Genomic DNA, 22245 nt, shown 5'->3' with positions numbered 1-22245 from the left:
TTTTTCATTTTCGTTTTAGCTTCCCTACATAAGAAAAACCGCCGGATTTTACAATGAGCGGCAACAATAATCATGTTTTCTACAGGCAGGCATTATGAAGCCTCTATCTTCGGACACCTTTGTCTCCAAGGCCCCGTTCGCCGTGTTGCGCTCACAATGGCAGCATACAGGCGAAATGACTGAGCCTGAGGCATTACTCTATCGTTCCAATCTGCTGGGGGCGGATTTATCGATTACCAACTTTGGCGGCGGCAATACCTCGGCCAAGATTATGGAAGCCGATCCCCTGACCGGTGAAGCGGTTGAGGTCTTGTGGGTCAAGGGGTCAGGCGGTGATCTGGGGTCGATGCGGCTTGATGGATTTGCCAGTCTTTATTTGTCAAAATTGGTAGCGCTAAAACCCCGGTATCGTGGCCTTGAGGCCGAAGATGAGATGGTGGATTTCCTGCCGCATTGTACCTTTGGGCTGAATGGCCGCGCCGCCAGCATCGATACGCCGCTCCATGCCTTTTTACCGTTTAAGCATGTCGATCATGTGCATCCCGATGCGGTTTTAGCCATTGCCACGACGGCGCAGTCCGAGGCGCTCACAAAGGCCATCTATGGTGATACGGTCGGCTGGCTGGGTTGGCAAAGGCCGGGCTTTGATCTGGGGCTGAAGCTAGAGGCAATGGTGGCGCAAAAGCCTCATTTGCGTGGCATCGTCCTTGAGGGGCATGGCCTGTTTAGCTGGGGCGAGACGTCAAAAGACTGCTATGACAATACGCTTTCGCTGATCTCTCAGGCGGCGGACTATCTGAATAATACGGGTGTGGGGACACCGTCTTTTGGCGGGCCTCTGACCGAAGCGGCGAATATCGCTGAGCGTCAGGCGTTTTTTGCTGAACTGAACCCACGGCTACGGGCACTGATGGCCCGTGACGTCGCGCCCAAGATTGCTCACGTCGTCGATAGCCCTGAGGTGCTGCAATTTGTCTGCGCGGCGGATATGGCGCGGCTGGCGGCCATGGGCACGGCCTGTCCCGATCATTTTCTGCGCACCAAGCGGCTGCCGCTCATCCTGTCGCCGGATGATCTGTCTGATGACGGTCTGCACACGGCGCTTGAGGCCTATCGCACCGCCTATCGGGCCTATTATGACCGCCACGCTGAACCCGAGAGCCCGCCGGTGCGTGACGCCGATCCGGTGATTATTCTGGTGGCGGGTTATGGTCTGGTCAGCTTTGCGGCCGACAAAACGGCGGCGCGGCTGGCGGCGGAATATTATAGCCATGCCATTCATGTCATGCGCGGCGCCGAAGCCGTCGGCACCTATCAGGGATTAGATGAGCGCGAGGCCTTCCGCATTGAATACTGGGCGCTTGAGGAAGCCAAGCTGAAACGCCAGCCGCTCCCGAAACCGCTGGCGGGCAAGGTGGCCCTGATTACCGGCGGGGCCGGGGGCATAGGCCGTGCCGTGGCCGAGCGTTTGTTGCGTGACGGGGCCAATGTCGTCATTACCGACATCGAGGCGGTGCGGCTTGAGGCGGTGTGTCAGGCGCTGGTGGCGGCCCATGGCGAAGATCGGGTGCGGGGGCTGTTGTCTGATGCGGCGGATGAGGCGGCAGTGGCGGCGGCCTATGGGCAGGTCGCGTTTGACTATGGCGGGGTAGATATCTTCGTCAACAATGCCGGTCATGCGGCGGCGGCGGCCATAGAAGATATTTCGCTGGCGCAGTGGCAGAGCGATTTTACCGGTCTGACTCAGGGCTATTTTCTGGGGGCGCGCGAAGCCTTTAAGGCCATGAAAGCCCGCGGCGGGGCGATGGTGTTTATTGTCTCCAAGAATGCCCTGTCGCCATCGGCGGGATCAGCGGCCTATAATGCCGCCAAGGCGGCGCAACTGCATCTGGCGCGCTGTCTGGCGGTCGAAGGGGCGCCGCACGGCATCCGCGTCAATGTCGTCAACCCCGATGCAGTGTTGCGCGATTCCCACATATGGGACGGACAATGGCGGGCTGAGCGGGCAGGGGCCTACGGGCTGGCGCCTGAGAAGCTTGAGGCCTTCTATCAGCAGCGCAGTTTGCTGAAACGTGAGGTTTTTCCGCAGGATGTCGCTGAGGCGGTGGCCTTTCTGGTCAGTGACGTTTCGGCCAAATCAACGGGCAATATTCTCAATGTCGATGCCGGTCATGCGGCTTCTTTTACAAGGTAACCGGTGTCTTCCCGCTTAGGTAATTTGACTATTTGTCTGTTCCGGCGCAGTTTGTTATCAGATAAAAATAACAGGTGCCGCGCGGGAGTGATCCATGGGATATATGACACACGATCAGACGCTTTTTGCGGTATCTCAGGACGCCATTGATCGTGACAACCAGCGTCTTATGGCTGCCCACCTCGAAGACTATGCCGCTCTGGGGGCGCGTCTGGCCCGTTCGAGCATCGATATTGAGGATGTGGTCGAAAAACTTCTGACGCTTGAGGTCGGTCTGCCGAGCTGGGGTATGGTATCAGGCGGTACGCGCTTTGCGCGTTTTCCGCTGCCTGGTGAGCCTAATAATGTCTTTGAGAAGATTGAGGACTGTTCGGTTGTCAATCAGCTGGCGGGCCTGACGCCGCGTGTGTCGTTGCATTTTCCGTGGGATCGCAGCGATGATTATCTGGCGTTGCGCCAATATGCCGAAGAACTGGGCATGGGCTTTGACGCCATCAATTCCAATACGTTTCAGGATCAGGCTGACCAGAAACAGTCCTATAAGTTCGGCTCCTTAAGCCACGCCAACCCCGCTACGCGTCAGCAGGCTATCGAGCATAATCTCGAATGTATCGAAATCGGCAAGGTGCTGGGTTCCGAAGCCCTGACGGTGTGGATTGGCGACGGGTCGAATTTCCCCGGTCAGGTCGAATTTACCGACACACTGGAACGCTATCTCGATAGCTTGCGGGTTGTATACGATGCGGTGCCCGATAGCTGGCGATTGCTGATCGAACACAAGATGTTTGAACCCGCCTTCTATTCGACGGTTGTGCAGGACTGGGGCACCTCGATCCTCTGCGCCCAGACACTCGGGCCAAAGGCGCAATGTCTGGTCGATCTGGGCCACCATGCGCAGGGCACCAATATTGAGATGATCGTCGCCCGTCTGGCGCAGTTTGGTAAGCTGGGTGGCTTCCATTTCAATGACTCCAAATATGGTGATGACGATCTGGATTCCGGTTCTATCAATCCGTTCCAGCTGTTTCTGGTATTCAACGAACTGGTCTATGCCGAACGTCGCGCCCTTGAACGCAAGACGACGTTCAATCCGGCCTATATGATGGATCAGTCGCACAACGTCACCGATCCGATCGAAAGCCTGCTCAATTCGGCGCGCGCCATTGCCGGTGCCTATGTCAAGGCGCTGATCGTGGATCGCAAGGCCTTGCGCGAATATCAGGAAAACAACGACGTCATCATGGCGCACAATTGTCTGCGTCTGGCGTTTGAAACCGATGTACGTCCGGCGCTGGCCATGGCCCGTCTGCGCAAGGGCGGGGCCATTGACCCTATCGCCAATTATCGTGCCTCAGGCTATCGGGCCGAGAAATCCCGCACGCGCAAGCCGCGACCGATTTTGAGCGGTGGCATCGTATAAGGCTTCAGGCCCTGATACGCTCAGGCCTCGGATACGAAACTGACGAAAGAGAGTATGTGTATGACTGTGAACCGCCGACATCTTCTTGGGGCCGGTCTAGCCGGTGCTGTGCCTGTGGCCGGGGCTTTGAGTGCCTGTGCAACCGCGGGGGCCGTTGCCCTGACTGAGGTGGGGGAACTGGTCTATGCCAACCCGCTCAGGAGTGCGGCGGATGTGGCGAATTTCAAAATGGAAGGCGATGCGTCGGTTGATTTCCCCAATGGCCGTATGCGTCTGAGCGCTTTGCGTGATGCCGCCGAAGGACAGGCGTCGAATTTCGTATTCTGGTGCGCTGAGGTCTTTCCGGACAATGTCGAAATAAGCTGGAATTTTTATCCCATCGCAGAACCGGGCTTGTGTATCCTGTTCTTTGCCGCAGGCGGGGTCAATGGTGAGCATATATTGTCACCGGCGCTTAAGCCGCGGGCCGGTATCTATGATCAATATACCCAAAGCGATGTGCGTGCGCTTCAGATTGCCTATTTCCGCCGCCGCTGGCCCGAAGAGCGGGCCTTCCACCTGTCTAACTTACGTTCCGCACCGGGCTTTGAGCTTCTGGCGCAGGGGCCTGATCCTTTGCCCGATGTTGAGGACGCGACCCCGCCCTATCGCATCAAGCTGCGTAAACTGGGCAATGAGGTCAACTTCCTGATCAATGACCTGCCGGTCGTCAACTGGGTCGGTGATGCGGCGCGACGCTGGCCCACCGAAGGCAGTATCGGGTTCCGCCAGATGGCCCCGTTGGTTGCGGAATATAGTGACCTCGAAGTGCGACGGATTTTGCGCAAATCTGCGTGATGATGATTGAGTGTCGGGCCGGATCAGCTATGGTTCGCCCGCACCATAATCACAGGAAGCGCACAATGAATAAACGTGAATTTTTGCTGGGGGCTACGGCGGCGGCTTTGGCTGTACCGGCGGGCGCGATGGCCCAGACAACGAGCCAGACGGCAGCAGGTTCAACCGCCTCAGGCCCTATCCCCCGTGAATGGGTCGACGCCGATACGGGACACCGCATTATCCGCCTGTCGGAAGAAGATAATTCCCGTTCGCTTTATTTCCACGACAGTGCCTTCACCGCCGATGGCAAATGGATGGTGTTCGATACCCCGACCGGCATAAAAAAGATTGAATGGGCAACCCGCCGCATCAGCCCGCTGGCCCCGCAGGGCTACACCTCGATCATGGTCTCGCGCACCAAGAACATCTGTTATGCGCGTAAAACCGGCTCCGTTGCCCGTACCGCCGATGACAAGGGCGCTGGCGGCATGGAATATGTCGCCATCAATATGGATACGGGCAAGATCCGCACCATTGCCAAAAACGTTAAGGGGTACATTACCTCAATCAATGCCGACGATACGCTTCTGGTCGGGCAATGGGCCGAACGTGAATATCAGCTTCAGCCGGGGCCAAAGATTGCCAATACCGATGGCGGCTATAATGCCATAGGCCCTGACGGCAAGCCCCTAAGCTTTCAGGCGGCCAAGGAGGTGCGTCTGGCCGAGCGTCTGGCGGCGCAGATTCCGATGGAAATCTTCACGCTCAATATCGAGACCGGTGAACGCAAGGTGGTCACGGCCTCAACCGACTGGCTCAATCACGTTCAGTTCTGTCCGGTTGACCCGCACCGCATCATGTATTGCCATGAAGGCCCCTGGCACGGGGTTGATCGCGTGTGGACGATCCGCACCGACGGCACGGGTAAGGAAAATGTCCACAAGCGCATGATGAATATGGAGATCGCCGGGCATGAGTTCTTCTCATTCGATGGCCAGCAAATACTCTATGATCTGCAAACGCCACGTGGCGAAGATTTCTGGCTCGCCTCCTATGACCTTAAGACGCACAAGCGCATCTGGTATCACATGGAGCGCGATGAATGGTCGGTACACTTCCAGATTTCACGCGATGGTTCTATCTTTGCCGGTGACGGGGGCGACGAAGATATGGTCGCGCGCGCCAAGGATGGTAAGTGGCTTTACCTTTATCAGCCGGAAATCATCGAGGACCTTGGGGTATCTGCCCCTAACGCCGCCGAACTGGTGCGTCCGGGTGTCCTGAGGGCGCAAAAGCTGGTCAATATGAAGGCGCATGATTACCGCGTTGAGCCGAACGTTCAGTTTACACCGGACGGCAAGTGGCTGGTGTTCCGGTCGAACATGCACGGCCCGATCCACGTCTATGCCGTTGAAGTCACCAAAGCCTAAAAGAAAACGCCCGATGGTCAGTTCATCGGGCGTTTTTGTTTTTCAGGCACCGTATTTCAGGCTTCAGGCTTTTCGACCCTGATAACGGTGACGGTCTGGGTGTCACCCTTGGGCGTCGTGAAGCTGATCGACTGGGTTTCCGACAGGCCGATCAGGGCGGCACCAACGGGCGTCAGTACCGAAATACGCCCTTCGGCAATATCGGCCTGATCAGGGAAGACCAGCTGAATGCGGCGCTTGGTGTTATCGGCATTCTCAAAGAACACGTAATCGCCCATGGAAACCGTGCCGGCTGGTACCTTGGCCTGTGCCACCTGTTTGGCGCGCTCCAGTTCGTTGACCAGTTGTTCGGCCGCGTCCGCCAGATGCCCGCCGACATTGTCAGCCAGCAGGCGCAGCGCCTTGAAATCTTCGTCACCGATAATGATGCGTGGCAGTTTTGCGGATTTGGTTCTGGTGGTCATGGGGATTCACGTGAGGAACAGGCGAACGCCGGACAGATGCGGCGCTAACGTATGAAAAAATGAAGGGTGGGTGCGCCGTTCAGGTGATGAGCAAGGGCTTTTTAAAGCCGGTCACCGAAGTGCAGGGGCGCGTACCTGACTTCGGGTTAGGTTCCTTTGACGGGAAACCCCTTCAGGGCCAGAATGATCTGTAATGTGGCTCGGATGCTCATGATCTATAGGTTAGTCCCGATGCGCCACTTGTCAAGGTTTTCGTCTGGGGATTGTAAGGGGGAATTGTAACGGAATAAAAAAAAGCCCCTGCGACCAAAACGGCGCAGGGGTAATCAGTTTTCGGGAGGAAGCCGGATCAGGCGTCAGGGTTTGACGATTCTGACCCGCGGTTCAGGTGGAGGCGACATGCCTTCACCTAAATAGAAAGACGGATGCGGCGGTTGGTTATAGGCCGTGTTCTGCCAGGCGACCGCAGAGCGATACTGAGGATCGTGCATCAGCGTCGTAATGCGATATTGGGTTGGGATGTTGGTCGAATAGACGCGCAGCGCACTGCTGTCGTCGGCGCGCAGGATCACCTCTTCGCGCCAGTCACCGAACAGGTCAGCCTGAAGGGTCGGATTGGCCTTGCTGCCATTGTTGGAGGACGCGCCCTTGGCATCCAGAATGACGCGGCTTTCGCCTGCCTGCCAGTCCCACTTGTAAATCTTGTTGCCGTCAAGGATTTCGCGCAGCAGGTCACCGTCCCACCAAATGGCAAAGTTCATCTGGCGTGGGCGGCTGTCAGAAATGACGCGGCCACGGGCATTATAAAGCTTGCCGGAATTGGACGCCCAGGCCTCGGCACCGACATAGCGCGGATCGATATCGGCGGCGACGCCACGACCGGTATCCTTATCTGCGGCTGTGGACCACAGGATTTCACCGGTACCCGCATCCAGCATGACCGCGCCACGGTTGCCGCTGTCGCGCATACTCTCATGCACGCCGAAACGCTCAAGGCCTGGACGGGTCGGATCGAGATCACCAACGTGCATGGCGTCGCCATGACCCAGACGCGCCGTCCACAAGGGCTGGCCGTTGTCATCAATCGCCATCGAACCGTAGATAATCTCATCGCGCCCGTCATTATCGACATCGGCGACGCTTAACTGGTGATTGCCCTGACCGGCATAGCCCGCAGGGGCGGCGCGCGAATCAAACGTCCAGCGATGAACGATCTTGCCGTCTTTCAGATCAAAAGCGGCTATCACCGAACGGGCATAATAGCCGCGCGCAAAAACAAAGCTCGGGTGTTCGCCATCGAGGCGCGCGACACCCGCCAGATAACGGTCGGAACGGTTGGCATAACCATCGCCCCAGAGCTCTTTCATCTGGTCAACCGTCGGGCTGTGGGTATCCGGGTGACGCTGGGGTATATAGTCAACCGTATCAATAACGGCGCCGGTCAGGCCATCGAAGACGCTTAAATATTCAGGGCCGGTAACGATGCGCCCCTCAAGCTGGGCCATCAGCTTGCCATCATCGGTACGGCGCGAACCCGTGCGGTCGTTCTGCTCGATCTCACCTGCGGGGGACACCCAGTTGGCATTAGGGTCGCCAATCACCTTGCCCTGACCGTCAATCGTACCGTCAGCCGTCTTTACGGCGATTTCCGCTTTGCCGTCGCCGTCAAAGTCAGCGACCATAAATTGCGTGTAGTGCGCGCCGGAACGGATATTGGTGCCGAGATTAATGCGCCACAACTGCTTGCCTTCAAGCGTATAGGCATCAAGCAGGGTCGGGCCGGTATAGCCGCCAAAAGCATTATCCTTGGCGTTGGTGGGGTCCCACTTCAGGATGATCTCGTAACGGCCATCGCCATCCAGATCGCCGACACTGGCGTCATTGGCTGTATATTCGTAAGTTTCGCCGCCCGGAGTCGTGCCGCCTGCCGGTTTATTCAGGGGGATGTTCAGGTAGTCGCTGATGTTCAGCGCCTTATGACCTGCGTCTTCCTTACCGTTGCGAATCGCGCGGACTTCGTAGCTGGCCCCGGCGACGCCCTGAGCGTCAAGGAAGTTGCTTGAGGTTTTGACCGGCGCGGCATTCAGTTTCTGACCGTTGCGGTAAATGTTGAACCCAAGGCCACTGGGGTCGTCAGCGAGAGCCCGCCAGCTAACCAGAACGCCACTGTCTGCCGTCACGGCAACAGCCCCTCGATCGAGAAACTCAACGGCAGGCACCGTCTGTGCGGAAGTTGCAGAGGCAAGAGCGCAGGCGGCGGCACCCACAAGCCAGCCATTAAGGCGCAAACGTGAGCTATGTTTCAGGATAGGCATAATATTTCCCCGTATTTTTGCTTTTTTCTGACGGTATCAAACCATTTATCATACCAGAGAGGGGGTTGTCATGCCAAAAGCGGTTAAATTTGATTATTTTAGATTAATTATGATCAAATGCGGCGTGTAGCAACCGCAGGTGTCTTTGCGGCTTTTCGGTAATGATATTTTAGGACCATTGAATTTAACTGCTCAAATCAAATTGTTTTATATAGGCATTCTGCTGAGGTTTGGGCTTAAGGTGTGCTCTGTGTTGGCGATCTTATGTCCGAGTATTAAGGTATTGTCTCAGGATGTGAGCAAAAATCGCCATTGCTGAAGGCGTGGTTGATGGGCGCTTCTGATCGCGATTTAAATTGCAAATAGCATGATAAAAAATTATTTATAATCAATGCATTGGCTCGATTCTTAAAAGCCGTATCAGCAATGGCTTGTGTGATGCCTATATGGACGTACAGGGATGATCCTGTTTGGAATTGTGCTTTTTAGGTTACGCGTCTGCCTGAAAGTGGCGAATATATCGTACAATATGGCGAATGTGATCAAAATGTGGCTTGACTTATCATATTCAATCAATGAATGCTGATCCATCCAAAAGATTATGTGCCGTGAGACTCGCTAAAAAACAAAGGGTCCGGGCAGGGGAGTGTACCAGGAAGACGTTTTATCCGCTCGAGAAGTTGATGTAATTCGCGCGATGTAATCACATCGTTATGCGGACTGCGGCGGCTTTCAGGCAGATACTTCGATCTTTTCAGGATCATACAGGTGGCAGTTTCTGCGCCTGCTCTCTGAGTAATCTTTAAAGGAATTGAGCACTTTTAGGGGTAATCGCCGCACGCGCGGTGGTTCACGGAGAGGAACTATATAAATGCAGAACACACCAAAAAGGTCTTATGCCAAGTACCTTATGGGCGGCACAGGCATGGCCATGCTGGTCGCTTTCGCCGCACCTGTCGCCGTTCAGGCGCAAGAGGCAGCCGATGACGTGACCGAAGTTGTTATTGTTGGCGCCCGCGCCGCGCAGCAGTCGGCGATTGATCGTCAACGACGTGCGAAAACGCCAACCGAATCGATTGTCGCTGATGACATTGGTGATTTTCCGGATCGGAACATTAACGAAGCTATTTCGCGTATCGCCGGTGTGGCGCTTGACCGTAACGATTTCGGTGAAGGTGGTGGTATCAGTATCCGGGGTAATCAGCCCGGTCAGACGCGCGTCGAACTTGATGGCATGGGCGTTGCGAGTACACGCGGTGATTTTGCCATCAGCGGCGGTGACGCCCGCGGTGCAAGCCTTACCGAGTTGCCGACCGATCTGATCAAGAGTGTTGATGTGGTCAAGGGACAAACCGCTGACATGACCGAAGGGTCCATTGGTGGTGGTGTGCAGATCACAACGCGTAGCGGTTTGGATTTCAGGAAGCCTTACCTATCCTTCCGGGCCGGTGCACAACAAAATTCGTTGGGTAAGCGCTGGACGCCTAACTTCAACGTGATTGCTTCGCGTAAATTCCTCGATGACCGCCTCGGTGTTATCTTCAATGGTACCTATAGCGATCTTCAGAACAACGCACACAAGATGCAGAACGTCACTAGCGGCACCGAAGGCTACGCCCGTGACTTTGACTTTGACAACTCGCCAGACAAAACCTTCACCTTTAACCCCTCGACTGTGTCTGGTGATCTGGCCAATACGATAATGACTAACAGTTCCTATACGCCGCTTCAGATTGTGACTATGTCGTCACAAGCGGCTACGAAGGATGCCTGTTTGTCAGCGTTCCCGCTATTGCTGGGTACTGAGACCGCAGCGGTTAAGAACCAGCGCATCTATGAGCAGCAAACCTGTTTAAATCAATGGAATGATTATACGCCATCCCTGAACCGTAGCTTCATGAATGGCCAGAATGAAAAGCGTTACTCCGCAGACCTGCGTTTTGACTATCGGGTTAATGATCGCCTGACGGTTTATGCGAAATACAATCTCAATAATCGCGATATTCATGAGCGTACGCTTAACCGAAGCTTTGGTGAAATCGTTTTTGGTGGTTCTGCACAGTGGGAAGACGAACCTGTAAATGCTGACGGTGTGCGTATTCGTAATCTGAGGCCTACGGCTGAAGAAGGCTGGTACCACACCTCGGGTTTTGGTATCCCTAATCAGTATGTCACCGGCGTTTCAAACACAGGTGGGGTTGCGCACTGGGGTAACGTTATCAATGTTAAGCCTGGCAGTGTTACCGTGGACGATAACCATCACGTGACACAGTTCACGCTGGGTGGTAACAACATGACTATCGATGAAATCGATGTGCAGGTTGATATTAAGACCGAATATGCGCAGTTCGGTGGTACCTATAATGACGGACCACTTAAGGTCGAGTTTATGGCTGCCAAATCAAAGGGGCTTTATTCTCGTGACGATATGCGCACCAGTAGTTCCGCATATGTCGGTGATGTGACGTTTAGTATAACTCAGGGTGGGCTTTGGTCTCTGGCTTTGCCTGAAGGGTTTACTGAAGGTGATCCAGTAAATTATATGAAATTGTTCCAGTCTCCGGCCACCGGGGAGGTCATTGGCGACGTTCAAACACCTTATCGCCCAGCCTATACTGTCGCACAACGTCCTGCCATCACCAACCGTTCAGCTATTACGTTTGAACCGCGTTTACAAGAAAATGAAGAGCTCAGCGCTAAGTTCGATGTAAGCTATGACCTTTCACAGAAGGTGCCATTCTTTACCCTGTTTAAGGCAGGTGCCCAGTATCGCGACGGCACGACTTGGGCGTGGGGTGCCGGTGTAGGTAGCGGTTACGAGGTGCAATCCGCTCAAGGTACATACTATATGATGAATGGTACTGCGGTCGTACGTGACCCCGTCACGAACGAGCCCGTTCGTAATCCAGACTATGTAGCCCCTATCGTCGTACCAACGCTTAATCAGCGCGGTATTTTTTATGGCTGCCAAGAGACGCTGACCTCAATTGAACCGTGTAACTATGGTTTCCATCCTGGTGGTCTGAATAATAACGTCTATATACAGAATCAATTGGGTGGCGCTCTGACGGGTGTACATGTCATGACCGTTGAGGACTATGGTAACCTCATCAGTTCGACTTTCCGTGAACCAGATTCTGTATTCTTTGGTGACTATCCTGATCGTGGTGACATGATGTCGGGGTGGCCAGGGATTGATGTACGAAAGCGCTTCAACCTGCTTGAAGCGGCCCGTAACTTCAATTTCGATTGTATGAAGTCCTGTACGGCGAATGATGGCAAGGTCTATGACCAGCCTATGAAGAGTTTCAATGAAAAGACATTCGCTAGCTACTATATGGTTGAGTTCGAACAGGATCTTCCTTTAGGTCTGGTTTTCAATGGTAACGTAGGTGTTCGTCGCGTAGAGGTAGAGACATCTGGTACCGGTCAAATGGTGTTTAACACTATTCGTAAGACCGCTGGCTGGGATCCTGACTTCCCCGATCAGAATACACAGACGACAACAACGCGCCGGAATGTAAGCTTCAGCAGAACTTCTGTTGACTGGTTGCCAAGCTATAACTTTAACCTGTGGCTCATACCTAACGAACTGGTTGCACGTTATTACACCTCAAAGACTGTATCTCGTCCGAACGCCAATGATATGTTGCCAATCGCAACCTGTACAATTGATGAGCGTCGAGAAGCGAATTCGGGTGCAGCTACCGCTGGAGAGCCTGATACCTGCGGTGCTATGGGCAACCCTGGCCTGCGCCCTTATACTGCGTGGAACGAAAGCCTGAACGTCGAATGGTATCCTAACCGCGACACCATGTTCTCTCTGGCTTACCACAAGCTTGATGTGCGCATTGGAGGACGCCAAGGCAACGAAAATATCACGAATGCCTTTTTTGCTGGTACTGATGTAGTGAACCCGGTAACGGGCGCACCTCTTAATCAGGAGTTCGCATACGGTTTGGCTATGAATGGTGATGGTCAAGGTCGTAAGGGCTGGGAGTTCAGCACTAAGACCGCCTTTACTTTCCTGCCATGGTATCTGCGCTATACAGGTGCTGATCTAAACTACTCAAAGCTTGAAGGTGACGGTGGCAATGCGAATGCCATTGTGGATCCAAACAGCGGTGACGTCATGCGTCCGGTCGGTGAATCTGATTATTTTGCCAACCTCTCAGTCTGGTATGATGATGGCAGAACCAATGCCCGTATTTCCTATCAGGCGCGCGGTCAGTCGTTCGACTGTATTACCTCATGTCAGCATAATACGACCAACAACTATGCGGGTATTCCTTACGGCAGACAAAACACAGTGCCGTTTAACCCAGGCTATCCTAAGTTTACTGATGAAACTAAATACATCGATGCGAAAATCACCCATAAGATTCCATCGCGTAATGTCGAGCTTTTCATCGAAGGTCGTAACATGACCAAACAAGCTAAAACCTGGTCAGGTGGTAGCTATAATGCCTTTGCTGGTGGCGAAGCGAACCTTTTCGAAATCGCTTATGGCGGTCGTCGGGTTATGGTTGGCTTCACGTACAGAAACTAAACCAAACTTCTAGCCAAACTAAAAGCCGTCGCCTGTCTCTCTCAGGCGGCGGTTTTTTTTATGTCTGAAAAGCGCGGGCAGGTCATCACTTTCCATTGATTGATGTTGACCTTTTGTGCGTGATTTTGTCAGATGCGCCGATAATTTACGCTTACTCTGGCGCGGACAAAGATCAGAGTTTCAGATAAGCCAAAGGGCGGAAATCTCATGCCATCTCACTCACTCTCGCGTCGTCATCTGTTGCAATCGGTCACGGCTCTGGCGGCGATGTCTGCGGTGCCGTTTGCGGCTCAGGCGGCACCGGTAAAGCCTAAGCCGGTGAATGGCACAGACCTGCAATGGCTTGATGGCGCGGCACCCGCTCAGTTTGACGGGGCGACGTTCGGGGTTCCCTGGCCGCGGGGGACGTTGAAGGCCAACACGAATTTTCAGTTGGGCAATGTCGCTGTGCAATCATGGCCGCTGGCCTACTGGCCCGACGGGTCGCTGAAATGGTCAGCTCATGCGGTGCCTGCGGGCATTAGGGGGGATCAATTTGCGTTGGGGGCGGGTAAGCCTGCGGCTCCGGCAGAAGCGGTCAGTGTCACCGAGACACCTGCGCTTATCACCATCACTTCCGGCGATCTGGTGTGGCGGATACCGACTTCGGGTGAGCATCTGATTGCTTCGGCCAGTCGCTCGGGTCGGGAGACCCTAAAAGATATGAAGCTGGTGGCCTTAACGCAGGATCAGCCTGATCTTGAGGCAACCGGAACTATCAAACAAAGCCGCTACGTCAGCGCCGTGCAAAAGGTCATTGTTGAGCAGACCGGCCCCGTTCGGGCGGTTGTCAAAATCGACGGCGTTCACACAGACGGAACGCGGCAATGGCTGCCGTTTTCGGTACGTCTGTACTTTTACGCCGGTTCCGAGCAGGTGCGTATCGTCCACAGTTTCATCTTTGATGGCGATACTACAAAGGACTATATCCGTGGTCTTGGGGTGACGGCAAAAACGCCTATGACCGATGCGACCTATGACCGTCATATCCGTATAGCGGGCGAAGATGTCGGCGTGTGGGGCGAGGCGGTCAGGCCCCTGACGGGGCTGCGTCAGAACCCCGGTGATGCCTTTAAGGCTGCACAGATTGACGGCAAGGCCATCCCCGATCTGAGCGGCATGAACCCGATCCTGCGGGACGGGCTGAAATGGATTCCGGAATGGGGTGATTTTACCCTGTCGCAACTGACGCCGGACGGGTTTGAGATTAAAAAGCGTACGCGCGAAAATCATGCCTGGGTCATGTCCAATCGCGGCACGCGCACCAAGGGCCTGATCTATGTTGGCGGGGCGTCCGGCGGTGTCGCGCTGGGGGTCAAGGATTTCTGGCAGCGTTCACCGACGCAGCTTGATGTGCGTAATGCGGAAACGGAACTGGCGGAAGTCACGGCCTGGCTCTATTCGCCGGACGCGCCTGCCATGGATATGCGGCCTTATCGCTCGGTTGATGGCTCTGATACCCACGCCAAACAGATCGAAGCTATGGGCATCACCTACGAGGATTATGAACCCGGCTGGGATTCCGCCTATGGGGTGGCGCGGACCTCTGAGCTTAATCTGTGGGTCCTGAAGGGCACGCCGACCCATGACCGCTTTAGTGCCTTTGCCGAAAGCGTGGCCAATCCGCAGCGTCTGGTGCTGACACCGGAACGTATCCATGAGGCCGGTGTCTTCGGGGATTGGGATGTCGCCAATTCATCGACGCCGGCGCGCAAAATTCTTGAGGATCGCCTGACGCATCAGATTGATCATTATATCAACGAAGTTGAGCAGCGCCGCTGGTACGGATTCTGGGATTATGGCGATGTCATGCACACCTATGATGCCGACCGGCACATGTGGCGCTATGATATTGGCGGCTATGCATGGGACAATTCCGAGCTCTCTCCCGATCTGTGGATTTGGTACACCTATTTGCGGACAGGGCGCGCGGATGTGTTCAAATTTGCTGAAGCCATGACACGCCATACCGGTGAGGTTGATGTCTATCATCTGGGGCCGTGGAAAGGCTTTGGCACGCGCCATGGGGTGCAGCACTGGTCGGATTCGTCGAAGCAACCGCGGGTTTCGACCGCTGCCTATCGCCGCATCTATTACTACCTGACCGGCGATGAACGCGTCGGTGACCTGATGCGCGATATCGTCAATTCCGAATATACGCTTGAGAGCGTCAATATCTCGCGCAAGCTGGCCTCGGCTCCGCAACATGAGATTGTTGGCGGCATGGTATCGGCGGGTTTCGGCACCTCATGGAGCTCGTTCCTTGCGGCATGGTTGACCGAATGGGAGCGTACCGGCGACAAGCAGTGGCGTCAGCGCATTGTCAACGGCATGGAATCCATCGGCGCGATGAAAAAGCGCTGGTTCGCTGGCGGTGCACCATTTGATCTTAAGACCGGCAAATTTCAGGGCGACGGCGACTATGTCGGCATTTCGCATCTCAATGCCGTATTTGGCGCGGTGGAAATCCATTCCGAGTTGTTTCAGCTTGTGGATGTGCCGTCCTATCGCAAGGCCTGGCTGGAATATTGCCGCTATTATAATGCGCCCGAAGCCGAGGTCGCGGCACTTCTGGGGCAGCCGACACGCGGGCGCAACCTGCGTGACGCCCATTCGCGCCTGACAGCCTACGCTGCCTATCATGAAAAGGATCGGGCGCTAGCCTTGCGAGCATGGTCAGAGTTCTTCGGGCTTGAGTTGCGCGAAACGCACCCGGGCCTTAATCGCCAGACGACACGCATAGACGGGACAAAGGTCCTGCGGCCCATTGACGAAGATGCGACCCTGTACACAAATGGCGCGGCGCAGTGGGGGCTTGCGGCCATTCAGAATATGGCGCTGATTGGGGATACGCTTGAGGAAGCGGCAAAGAAGGAAGGCATAATCGGATGAGAAACGGGGGAAAGATCAGCCTGATTGCCCTTATGGGGGCGCTTGCCTTCACGCCTGTATGGGCAGAGACGGCTTCGCACTGGATGCGTTCATCCGCGGCAGCCGCGCGCCATGTTGATCCGGCCAAGGCGGCGACGGTGGAAAATGCGACCATCCGCCAGACCTTGCGTCTGACACAGGGCGGCAAGGCCCTTAGGGTGCGCGTGTCCAACGAACATGGCAATGTGCCGCTGAAAATCGGTGCGGCGTCGGTACGCATTGACGGGCAGTTTTATCCCCTGACCTTTTCCGGTCAGAGCGGCATATCGGCACCGGCGGGCGCACCGGTCTTAAGTGATCCCGTCGCCGCAGACATCGGGTTTCTTGAGGCGGTGGAGGTCAATCTCTACTTTCCCGAAAAGGCCGTGCTGTCGACCATGCACGGCGATAACCGCAATCCGGCCCTGACTTCAGGGGCAGGGGATTTTACGCAGACCCCGGACCTGCCGGTGGCGCAATCCGTTCGTCATCGCCCGTTCGTCACCGCCATTGAGGTTGAGGCCGCAGCACCGCTTAAGACCATTGTGGCCTTTGGCGATTCCATCACCGATGCCGATTGCACGATCGGGCCGGATCAGTGCCGCTGGAGCGAGGTTCTGGCCGAGCGCCTTCAGGCGGCGGGTAAGCCCTATGCGGTGGCCAATGCCGGTATTTCCGGTAATCGTCTCTTAAGTGATTCCTATGGCGTCAGTGCGCTGGCGCGCTTTGAGCGCGATGTTTTAAGCGTGCCGAACGTCAGTCATGTTATTGTGCTGATTGGTATCAATGATATTGGCGGCTCAAGCGTCGAACATCCGGTCACGGCGGCGGATATGATTGCCGGTTATAAGCAGCTTATTGCCCGTACCCATGCGCGGGGCCTGAAAATCTATGGCGCGGAAATCCTGCCGTTTCTGGGGGCCGGTTATGCCTCCGATGACAAGGAAAAGGTGCGCCTTGAGGTCAATGAGTGGATACGCAACTCGGGGGCGTTTGATGGTCTGATCGGATTTGCAGCGGCTGTCGCCGATCCGGCCGATCCGGCGCGGCTGGCGGGGCCGTTACAGACCGGCGACAACCTGCATCCCAACGTGGCTGGACAGCGGGCAATGGGGGCGGCGATAGACCTTAATCTGTTCTGAGGCGTGTTCGCTGCACTGCACAATAAATTGTGATCGCAATGTGAGATATGTAAGAATCTGTATTGATTGAATATTTTCCATATGCAGCTATATGTCGGATTAAATCAGTTGGCACAATTTACCTCTTAGGCATAGGTTAGCGGTGTAATGACAGCGCAAGTCATGCGTATCGAGGATAAGCGTAACCACACATGCTCTATATGATGCACGAAATGGCCTATTATTCCGCAACGCCTATGCGGCTGATGGCCAATGCGACACGGGATTTCTGGGGGTCCAAGGCTAATCCGGCATCGGATACGGCTCTGGGGCGCACGCTCTTTGCCTCTGCGGAACTGTTTTCCACGGTTACGCGCCGATATGGCAAGCCGGAATGGCGCATCAACAGCGTTACTATCAATGACCACGATGTCCGCGTTCAGGTCATTGAGGACTGGGCGACGCCGTGGGTGCGTTTGCTGCGGTTCCAGCGTGATCCGCGTGATTTGCGTCAGGCAGGTGTGAAAAAACCGGCACCGGCGGTGCTGATTGTGGCGCCCCTGTCGGGCCACTACGCCACCCTTCTGCGCGGCACGGTGCAGGAATTCCTGCTCGATCATGACGTCTATATTACCGACTGGGTGAATGCCCGTCAGGTGCCGGTGTTAGAGGGCCGGTTTGATTTCGCCAGTTTCGTCGATCACATCCGCGATATGCTTAAAGCGATTGGCGGGCGCGTGCATGTGGTCGCCGTCTGTCAGCCGGGGCCGCCGGTTCTGGCCGCCGCTTGCCTGATGGCCGAGGATAATGACCCGAACCGTCCGGCCTCCCTGACCTTTATGGGTTCACCCATCGATGCGCGGCTCAATCCGACCGTGACCAACCAACTGGCCGAAGACCGGCCTTTTGCCTGGTTCAAGTCAAACATGGTGCATAATGTCCCGCCGCCCTATCCGGGGGTCGGACGTCGGGTCTATCCGGGCTTTGTGCAGCTCTATTCGTTCATGAGCATGAACGAGGAGCGTCATAAGGATGCGCACTGGGCCTATTTCAACTCGCTGGTCGAAGATGATGGTGACGGTATCGACAAGCACCTTGAATTCTATGACGAATATCTTTCGGTGCTTGATCTGACCGAAGAATTCTACCTTGAGACCATTGATCTGGTGTTCCAGAAATTTGCCCTGCCCAAGGGGGATCTGACCCATCATGGCCGCCCTGTGCGCCTTGAGGCGATTACCGACATCGCCCTGATGACGGTTGAGGGCGAAAAAGACGATATTTCTGGTGTCGGCCAGACTCAGGCCGCGCACACCATGTGTCCGAATATCCCTGACGACAAGCGCGAGCTATACGTGCAGGATGGCGCGGGTCATTACGGGGTGTTTAACGGCAAGCGCTTCCGCCAGCATATCTATCCGAAAATCCGCGATTTCGTCGCCCGGAACGATGTGGTTTAAACCGCAAAAGACCTACAGCGCGGGCCAATTGATTGACTGCGGTGCGTTTCAGCTGCGCCTGAAGGTCAATGCCCGCGCGCGGCGGATCTCTTTAAGGCTTGATAACAAGACCGGCGAAGCGATCGTCAGTGCCCCGCGTGTGCGTGACTTGCCTCAGGCGGTGGATTTTGCCCTGAGCCGCTCGGACTGGATCGCGGGGCATGTGGCCAGCCGACCGGACGTGCAGCCGTTTCAGCCGGATATGGATATTCCGTTCCGCGGACGCACCTTGCGACTCACGCGGTCCCAGGGGCGGGCAGCGGCACATTTTGAAGGCGACAGCCTGTCCGCAGGCGGTGAGGGCGCGGCCTATCACCGGCGCATCGAGCGTTTTCTGCGCCTTGAGGCCATGCGCTTTGCCGAACACCACACGGCGCTCTATGCGCAAACACTTGGTTTCAACAGTGTGCGCGTCAGCCTGATTGACCCTAAGGGCCGCTGGGGGTCGTGTACACCTGCGCGTAAATCCATCCGCTATAGCTGGCGTCTGATCATGGCCCCGGATGAGGTCTTTGCCTATGTCTGCGCCCATGAGGCGGCGCACCTCAGGCATCCCCATCACGGTCCCGCGTTCTGGGCCGAGGTTGAGGCGCTTTACGGCCCCTACGCGCCCTTTCGCCAATGGCTTAAGCGTGAGGGGCAGAACCTGTTCGTCTATGCCACGCCTGAGGCGGCAATACCCTCAACACAAGATTAACGCCTGTCTGTTCATATATATATCCATGAATGCCGCGAACATGTCCGACACAGATATTCCGATAGACGGTTCGCCCTATGATGACGGGGCGGAGACGGAAGACTTTGCGTCCCTGCCGCTTGAGCTGGAGCCGGAGGTCGCGTCACAGGCCCGTCAGACCCTGCTGAAGCGTCTGGCGGATGTGGTCTGTCTGCCTGAAACGCGGGTTAACAGCTTTGAACGGGCGGTGACGGCTGATCTGCTCGTTGAGATGCTGCGTGAGGCGCAAACGCCTGAGCGCAGACGGGTGGCCAAACGCATCAGCGGCTTGAGCGAGGTGCCTAATTCTCTGGCGCAGCTGCTGCTGGTTGATGACATCGAGGTGGCAGCGTTACTGATCGAGAACTGTGAGACATTAAGTGAGGCCGATCTCTATTATTGCGCGCGTAACGCTACGCTGGCGCATCAACAAAAACTGGCGGCCCGCAAGGATATCGGCCCGATCCTCAGCGAGGTCCTGACCGAAACCGCAGATGTCACCGTCGTTGAATCTCTGCTGAAAAACCCGAGGGCGGTGTTGTCGCAAACGGCTATCGAAGCCGCCGTGGCCCTCAGCCAGAAGGCTCCGGAACTGACCGGCCTGATTATACGCCGTCCGGAGCTCAGGCCGTCATCGGCCTATGTCATGTTCTGGTGGGCCGAAGCCGAGGTCAGGCGCACCATACTCAGCCGGTTTGCGGTCAATCGTGAAATCATGCAGGATGCGGCGTCAGATGTGTTTTCCATGGCGGCGCAAGAAGGATGGCAGGACCCGTTGTCGCGCAAGGCCCTGCAATTCATCGAACGCCGCCAGCGAAATCGCGAGGCCACAAACCGCAGCCCCTATGAAAGTCTTGAGGCGGCCTTAAGTGAGGCGGCAACCCGCGGCCTGACGCGTCAGGCGGCAGAAGAAATTTCCTATCTTTCGGGCATAAAGCCGTCCACGGGCGCAAAGATTCTGCGCGACAAGGGCGGTGAAGGGCTGGCGGTGCTGTGCAAGGCCACGGGCTTGAAAAAAGCCTCGCTGCGTAATCTCTGGCAGGCCCTGCGTCGGCCTCTGGAAAAGGAAGGTGACATCCATCCTGATCTGGCGCGGGTGCTGCTGGTCTATGATCTTCTCGCGGTTGATCGGGCGCAAACAGTCTTACGTTACTGGAACTGGGCCTTGTCTTCGGCCCTGACGCCGGTGATGCTCAGGGCCATATCGACGGGCGAAGGTCTGGATATGGAGCAGTTGACTGTGCCGGAACGGGCCGCTTTGCTGGCGTTTGCAGAAGATCTCAAGACTTAGGAGCCTGTCGCCGGAATATATTTCAAATCTGCAATGATTTGATTTAGCAATAGCAATCAATAACCTGCAGAAAACGTAATCATAAGCTGAGGGCGTTTTTTTAGTCCCGGTTCTGCAGTTGCGTTCTGGAATCTATTGCTACATAGCCCAAGCATTCAAAATAAATATAACAGATGCTTGTGCACAAAAAGATATTGCCTTAGTTAAGGCGTCCGAATAATCAAATCATGAGTATTCAGCTTCATGTCCTGAAGCGGTGCGTAGAATCACCTAATTAATTTTGGCTGCTGAAGGGTAAGCTGATGGAAGATAAAAACAACGCTATAGATTTTACAGTTGATGTCGTTTCCGCCTATGTCGGCAACAACACAGTGCCGGCGGCTGAATTGCCTGCGCTGATACAAAGCATTTACCAGACACTGACCACACTGGGCAGCGTAGAAGAAGTTAAGGCTGAAACGCCAAAAGAACCAGCGGTTTCTGTCAAGAAATCGATTTCAAATGACTTCATCGTCTGCCTTGAGGACGGTCGTAAGTTCAAATCCCTGAAGCGTCACCTGCGCACCAAGTATAATCTCAGCCCCGAAGAGTACCGCGCCAAGTGGAACCTGCCGAAGGATTATCCAATGGTTGCCCCGAACTATGCCCGCGCCCGTTCCGAACTGGCCAAGCAAATGGGTCTGGGTCAGGGCGGTCGTCAGGCGGCTCGCAAAACACGCGGCAGAGCCTCTTAAGCCGCTTAAGCTCTGAATATAAAAAAGCCCCGACAGTCGTTCGGGGCTTTTTTGTTTCGCATATGTACGAAACTGTGCGTGAATTTGAAAACTATACATATCTAAACGGGTCGTTAACCCTTTTTTTCTTGCCAAGGAATCATCGGTTAAGAGATGGTGAATAAACGTGATTCGTAGGGTTTGTGGGTTTTATGGCGGGTATAGCTACCGAAATGCTGAGCGCTTTGCGCACGCATGAGGAAATCTTCCGCTATTGGAAGAGTTTGCGTCGGAGAGGCCGCTTGCCTTCGCGCGCCGATCTGGATCCGTGTGGCATTCGCAAGCTGTTGCCGACCGTTTCCCTGATTGATGTGCTTGAACCGCATCCGGCCAATCAGCCGCGTGCCTTCCGTCAGAGACTGGCGGGGACAGACCTCTATCAGGCCTATGGCCGTGAAATTACCGGCTGTTATTTTGACGAAATCTATAGCCCCGAAGAAGCGGCCTACTGGGCCGAAGAACTGAGCTTTGTCGTTGAGCAGCGTAAGCCGGGGGTGGGGCTGCATTCAATGGCCTGGCGCGGGGTCAAAGGCCTCAGCCTGTTCTGGCTGCGCTTGCCGATGTCCAATGACGGCGAGCGGGTAGATATGATTCTCGGCCATGACGCCCTGATCGGCCGGAGCGACGAACAAAGTCCTTCGGGGATTCGCGCCGCCTGAATCCTCTGGTCGCATGGCGGAGATAGGTGGAAACGCGGCCGAACGTT

At 55.4% G+C, this 22245-nt stretch carries 14 protein-coding genes; 12 read left to right on the top strand and 2 right to left on the bottom strand.

All coding sequences use genetic code 11. From position 1 onward, the window contains the following. Positions 1-94 precede the first annotated feature (94 nt). The 4 genes from E5201_RS13715 to E5201_RS13700 all read left to right on the top strand — a co-directional run bounded on the left by E5201_RS13715 (position 95) and on the right by E5201_RS13700 (position 5863). Positions 95-2194 carry a bifunctional rhamnulose-1-phosphate aldolase/short-chain dehydrogenase gene (locus tag E5201_RS13715; protein ID WP_140986999.1) on the top strand — a complete coding sequence of 700 codons (2100 nt, stop codon included), beginning with the start codon at positions 95-97 and terminating at the stop codon, positions 2192-2194. A gap of 94 nt (positions 2195-2288) precedes the next feature. Beyond that, positions 2289-3614, top strand: coding sequence for an L-rhamnose catabolism isomerase (gene rhaI, locus E5201_RS13710; protein ID WP_140986997.1), 1326 nt, complete (start codon positions 2289-2291; stop codon positions 3612-3614). Positions 3615-3674: 60 nt separating this feature from the next. Then, positions 3675-4451, top strand: a complete 777-nt coding sequence (locus E5201_RS13705; protein WP_140986995.1) for a DUF1961 family protein — start codon at positions 3675-3677, stop codon at positions 4449-4451. Between the two features lie 65 nt (positions 4452-4516). Further along, entirely contained in the window at positions 4517-5863 is a 1347-nt protein-coding gene (locus tag E5201_RS13700; RefSeq protein ID WP_140986993.1) for an oligogalacturonate lyase family protein, read from the top strand. 56 nt (positions 5864-5919) lie between these two features. Here E5201_RS13700 and rnk read toward each other — a convergent pair whose 3' ends face one another. Continuing rightward, positions 5920-6327: a nucleoside diphosphate kinase regulator gene (gene rnk / locus E5201_RS13695; protein WP_140986990.1), complete on the bottom strand. Its 408-nt coding sequence runs from the start codon at positions 6325-6327 to the stop codon at positions 5920-5922. Positions 6328-6683: 356 nt separating this feature from the next. Continuing rightward, entirely contained in the window at positions 6684-8642 is a 1959-nt protein-coding gene (locus tag E5201_RS13690; protein ID WP_140986988.1) for a rhamnogalacturonan lyase, read from the bottom strand. 871 nt (positions 8643-9513) lie between these two features. Here E5201_RS13690 and E5201_RS13685 point away from each other — a divergent pair. The 8 genes from E5201_RS13685 (at position 9514) to mopJ (ending at position 22198) form a co-directional block, all read left to right on the top strand. Next, complete coding sequence (locus E5201_RS13685) at positions 9514-13191, top strand: TonB-dependent receptor plug domain-containing protein (RefSeq protein WP_140986986.1); 3678 nt, start codon at positions 9514-9516, stop codon at positions 13189-13191. A 207-nt stretch (positions 13192-13398) separates the two neighbouring features. Continuing rightward, complete coding sequence (locus tag E5201_RS13680; RefSeq protein ID WP_140986984.1) at positions 13399-16122, top strand: exo-rhamnogalacturonan lyase family protein; 2724 nt, start codon at positions 13399-13401, stop codon at positions 16120-16122. Continuing rightward, entirely contained in the window at positions 16119-17282 is a 1164-nt protein-coding gene (locus E5201_RS13675) for an SGNH/GDSL hydrolase family protein (protein WP_140986982.1), read from the top strand. Before E5201_RS13680 ends, E5201_RS13675 begins: the two co-directional genes overlap by 4 nt. 191 nt (positions 17283-17473) lie before the next feature. Then, the gene (locus E5201_RS13670) at positions 17474-18721 is read left to right on the top strand and encodes a polyhydroxyalkanoate depolymerase (protein WP_140986980.1); all 1248 of its coding nucleotides are present in this window, start codon (positions 17474-17476) and stop codon (positions 18719-18721) included. Then, positions 18711-19457, top strand: a complete 747-nt coding sequence (locus E5201_RS13665) for a M48 family metallopeptidase (RefSeq protein WP_140986978.1) — start codon at positions 18711-18713, stop codon at positions 19455-19457. The genes E5201_RS13670 and E5201_RS13665 overlap by 11 nt, the downstream gene beginning before the upstream one ends. 40 nt (positions 19458-19497) lie before the next feature. After that, a complete protein-coding gene (locus E5201_RS13660; RefSeq protein WP_140986976.1) occupies positions 19498-20766 on the top strand; it encodes a DUF2336 domain-containing protein in 1269 nt (422 codons plus the stop codon). A 302-nt stretch (positions 20767-21068) separates the two neighbouring features. After that, positions 21069-21500 (top strand): Ros/MucR family transcriptional regulator, encoded by a 432-nt coding sequence (locus E5201_RS13655; RefSeq protein ID WP_140986974.1) that lies wholly within the window; start codon positions 21069-21071, stop codon positions 21498-21500. Positions 21501-21691: 191 nt separating this feature from the next. Beyond that, the gene (gene mopJ / locus E5201_RS13650; protein WP_140986972.1) at positions 21692-22198 is read left to right on the top strand and encodes a motility/cell cycle regulatory protein MopJ; all 507 of its coding nucleotides are present in this window, start codon (positions 21692-21694) and stop codon (positions 22196-22198) included. The last annotated feature ends 47 nt before the right edge of the window (positions 22199-22245 follow it).

Source organism: Asticcacaulis tiandongensis (assembly GCF_006475605.1).
GTDB classification, from domain to species: Bacteria; Pseudomonadota; Alphaproteobacteria; order Caulobacterales; family Caulobacteraceae; genus Asticcacaulis; species Asticcacaulis tiandongensis.
The sequence above is the reverse complement of the archived record's forward strand: the minus strand, read 5'-3'. Positions and strand labels throughout refer to the sequence as shown.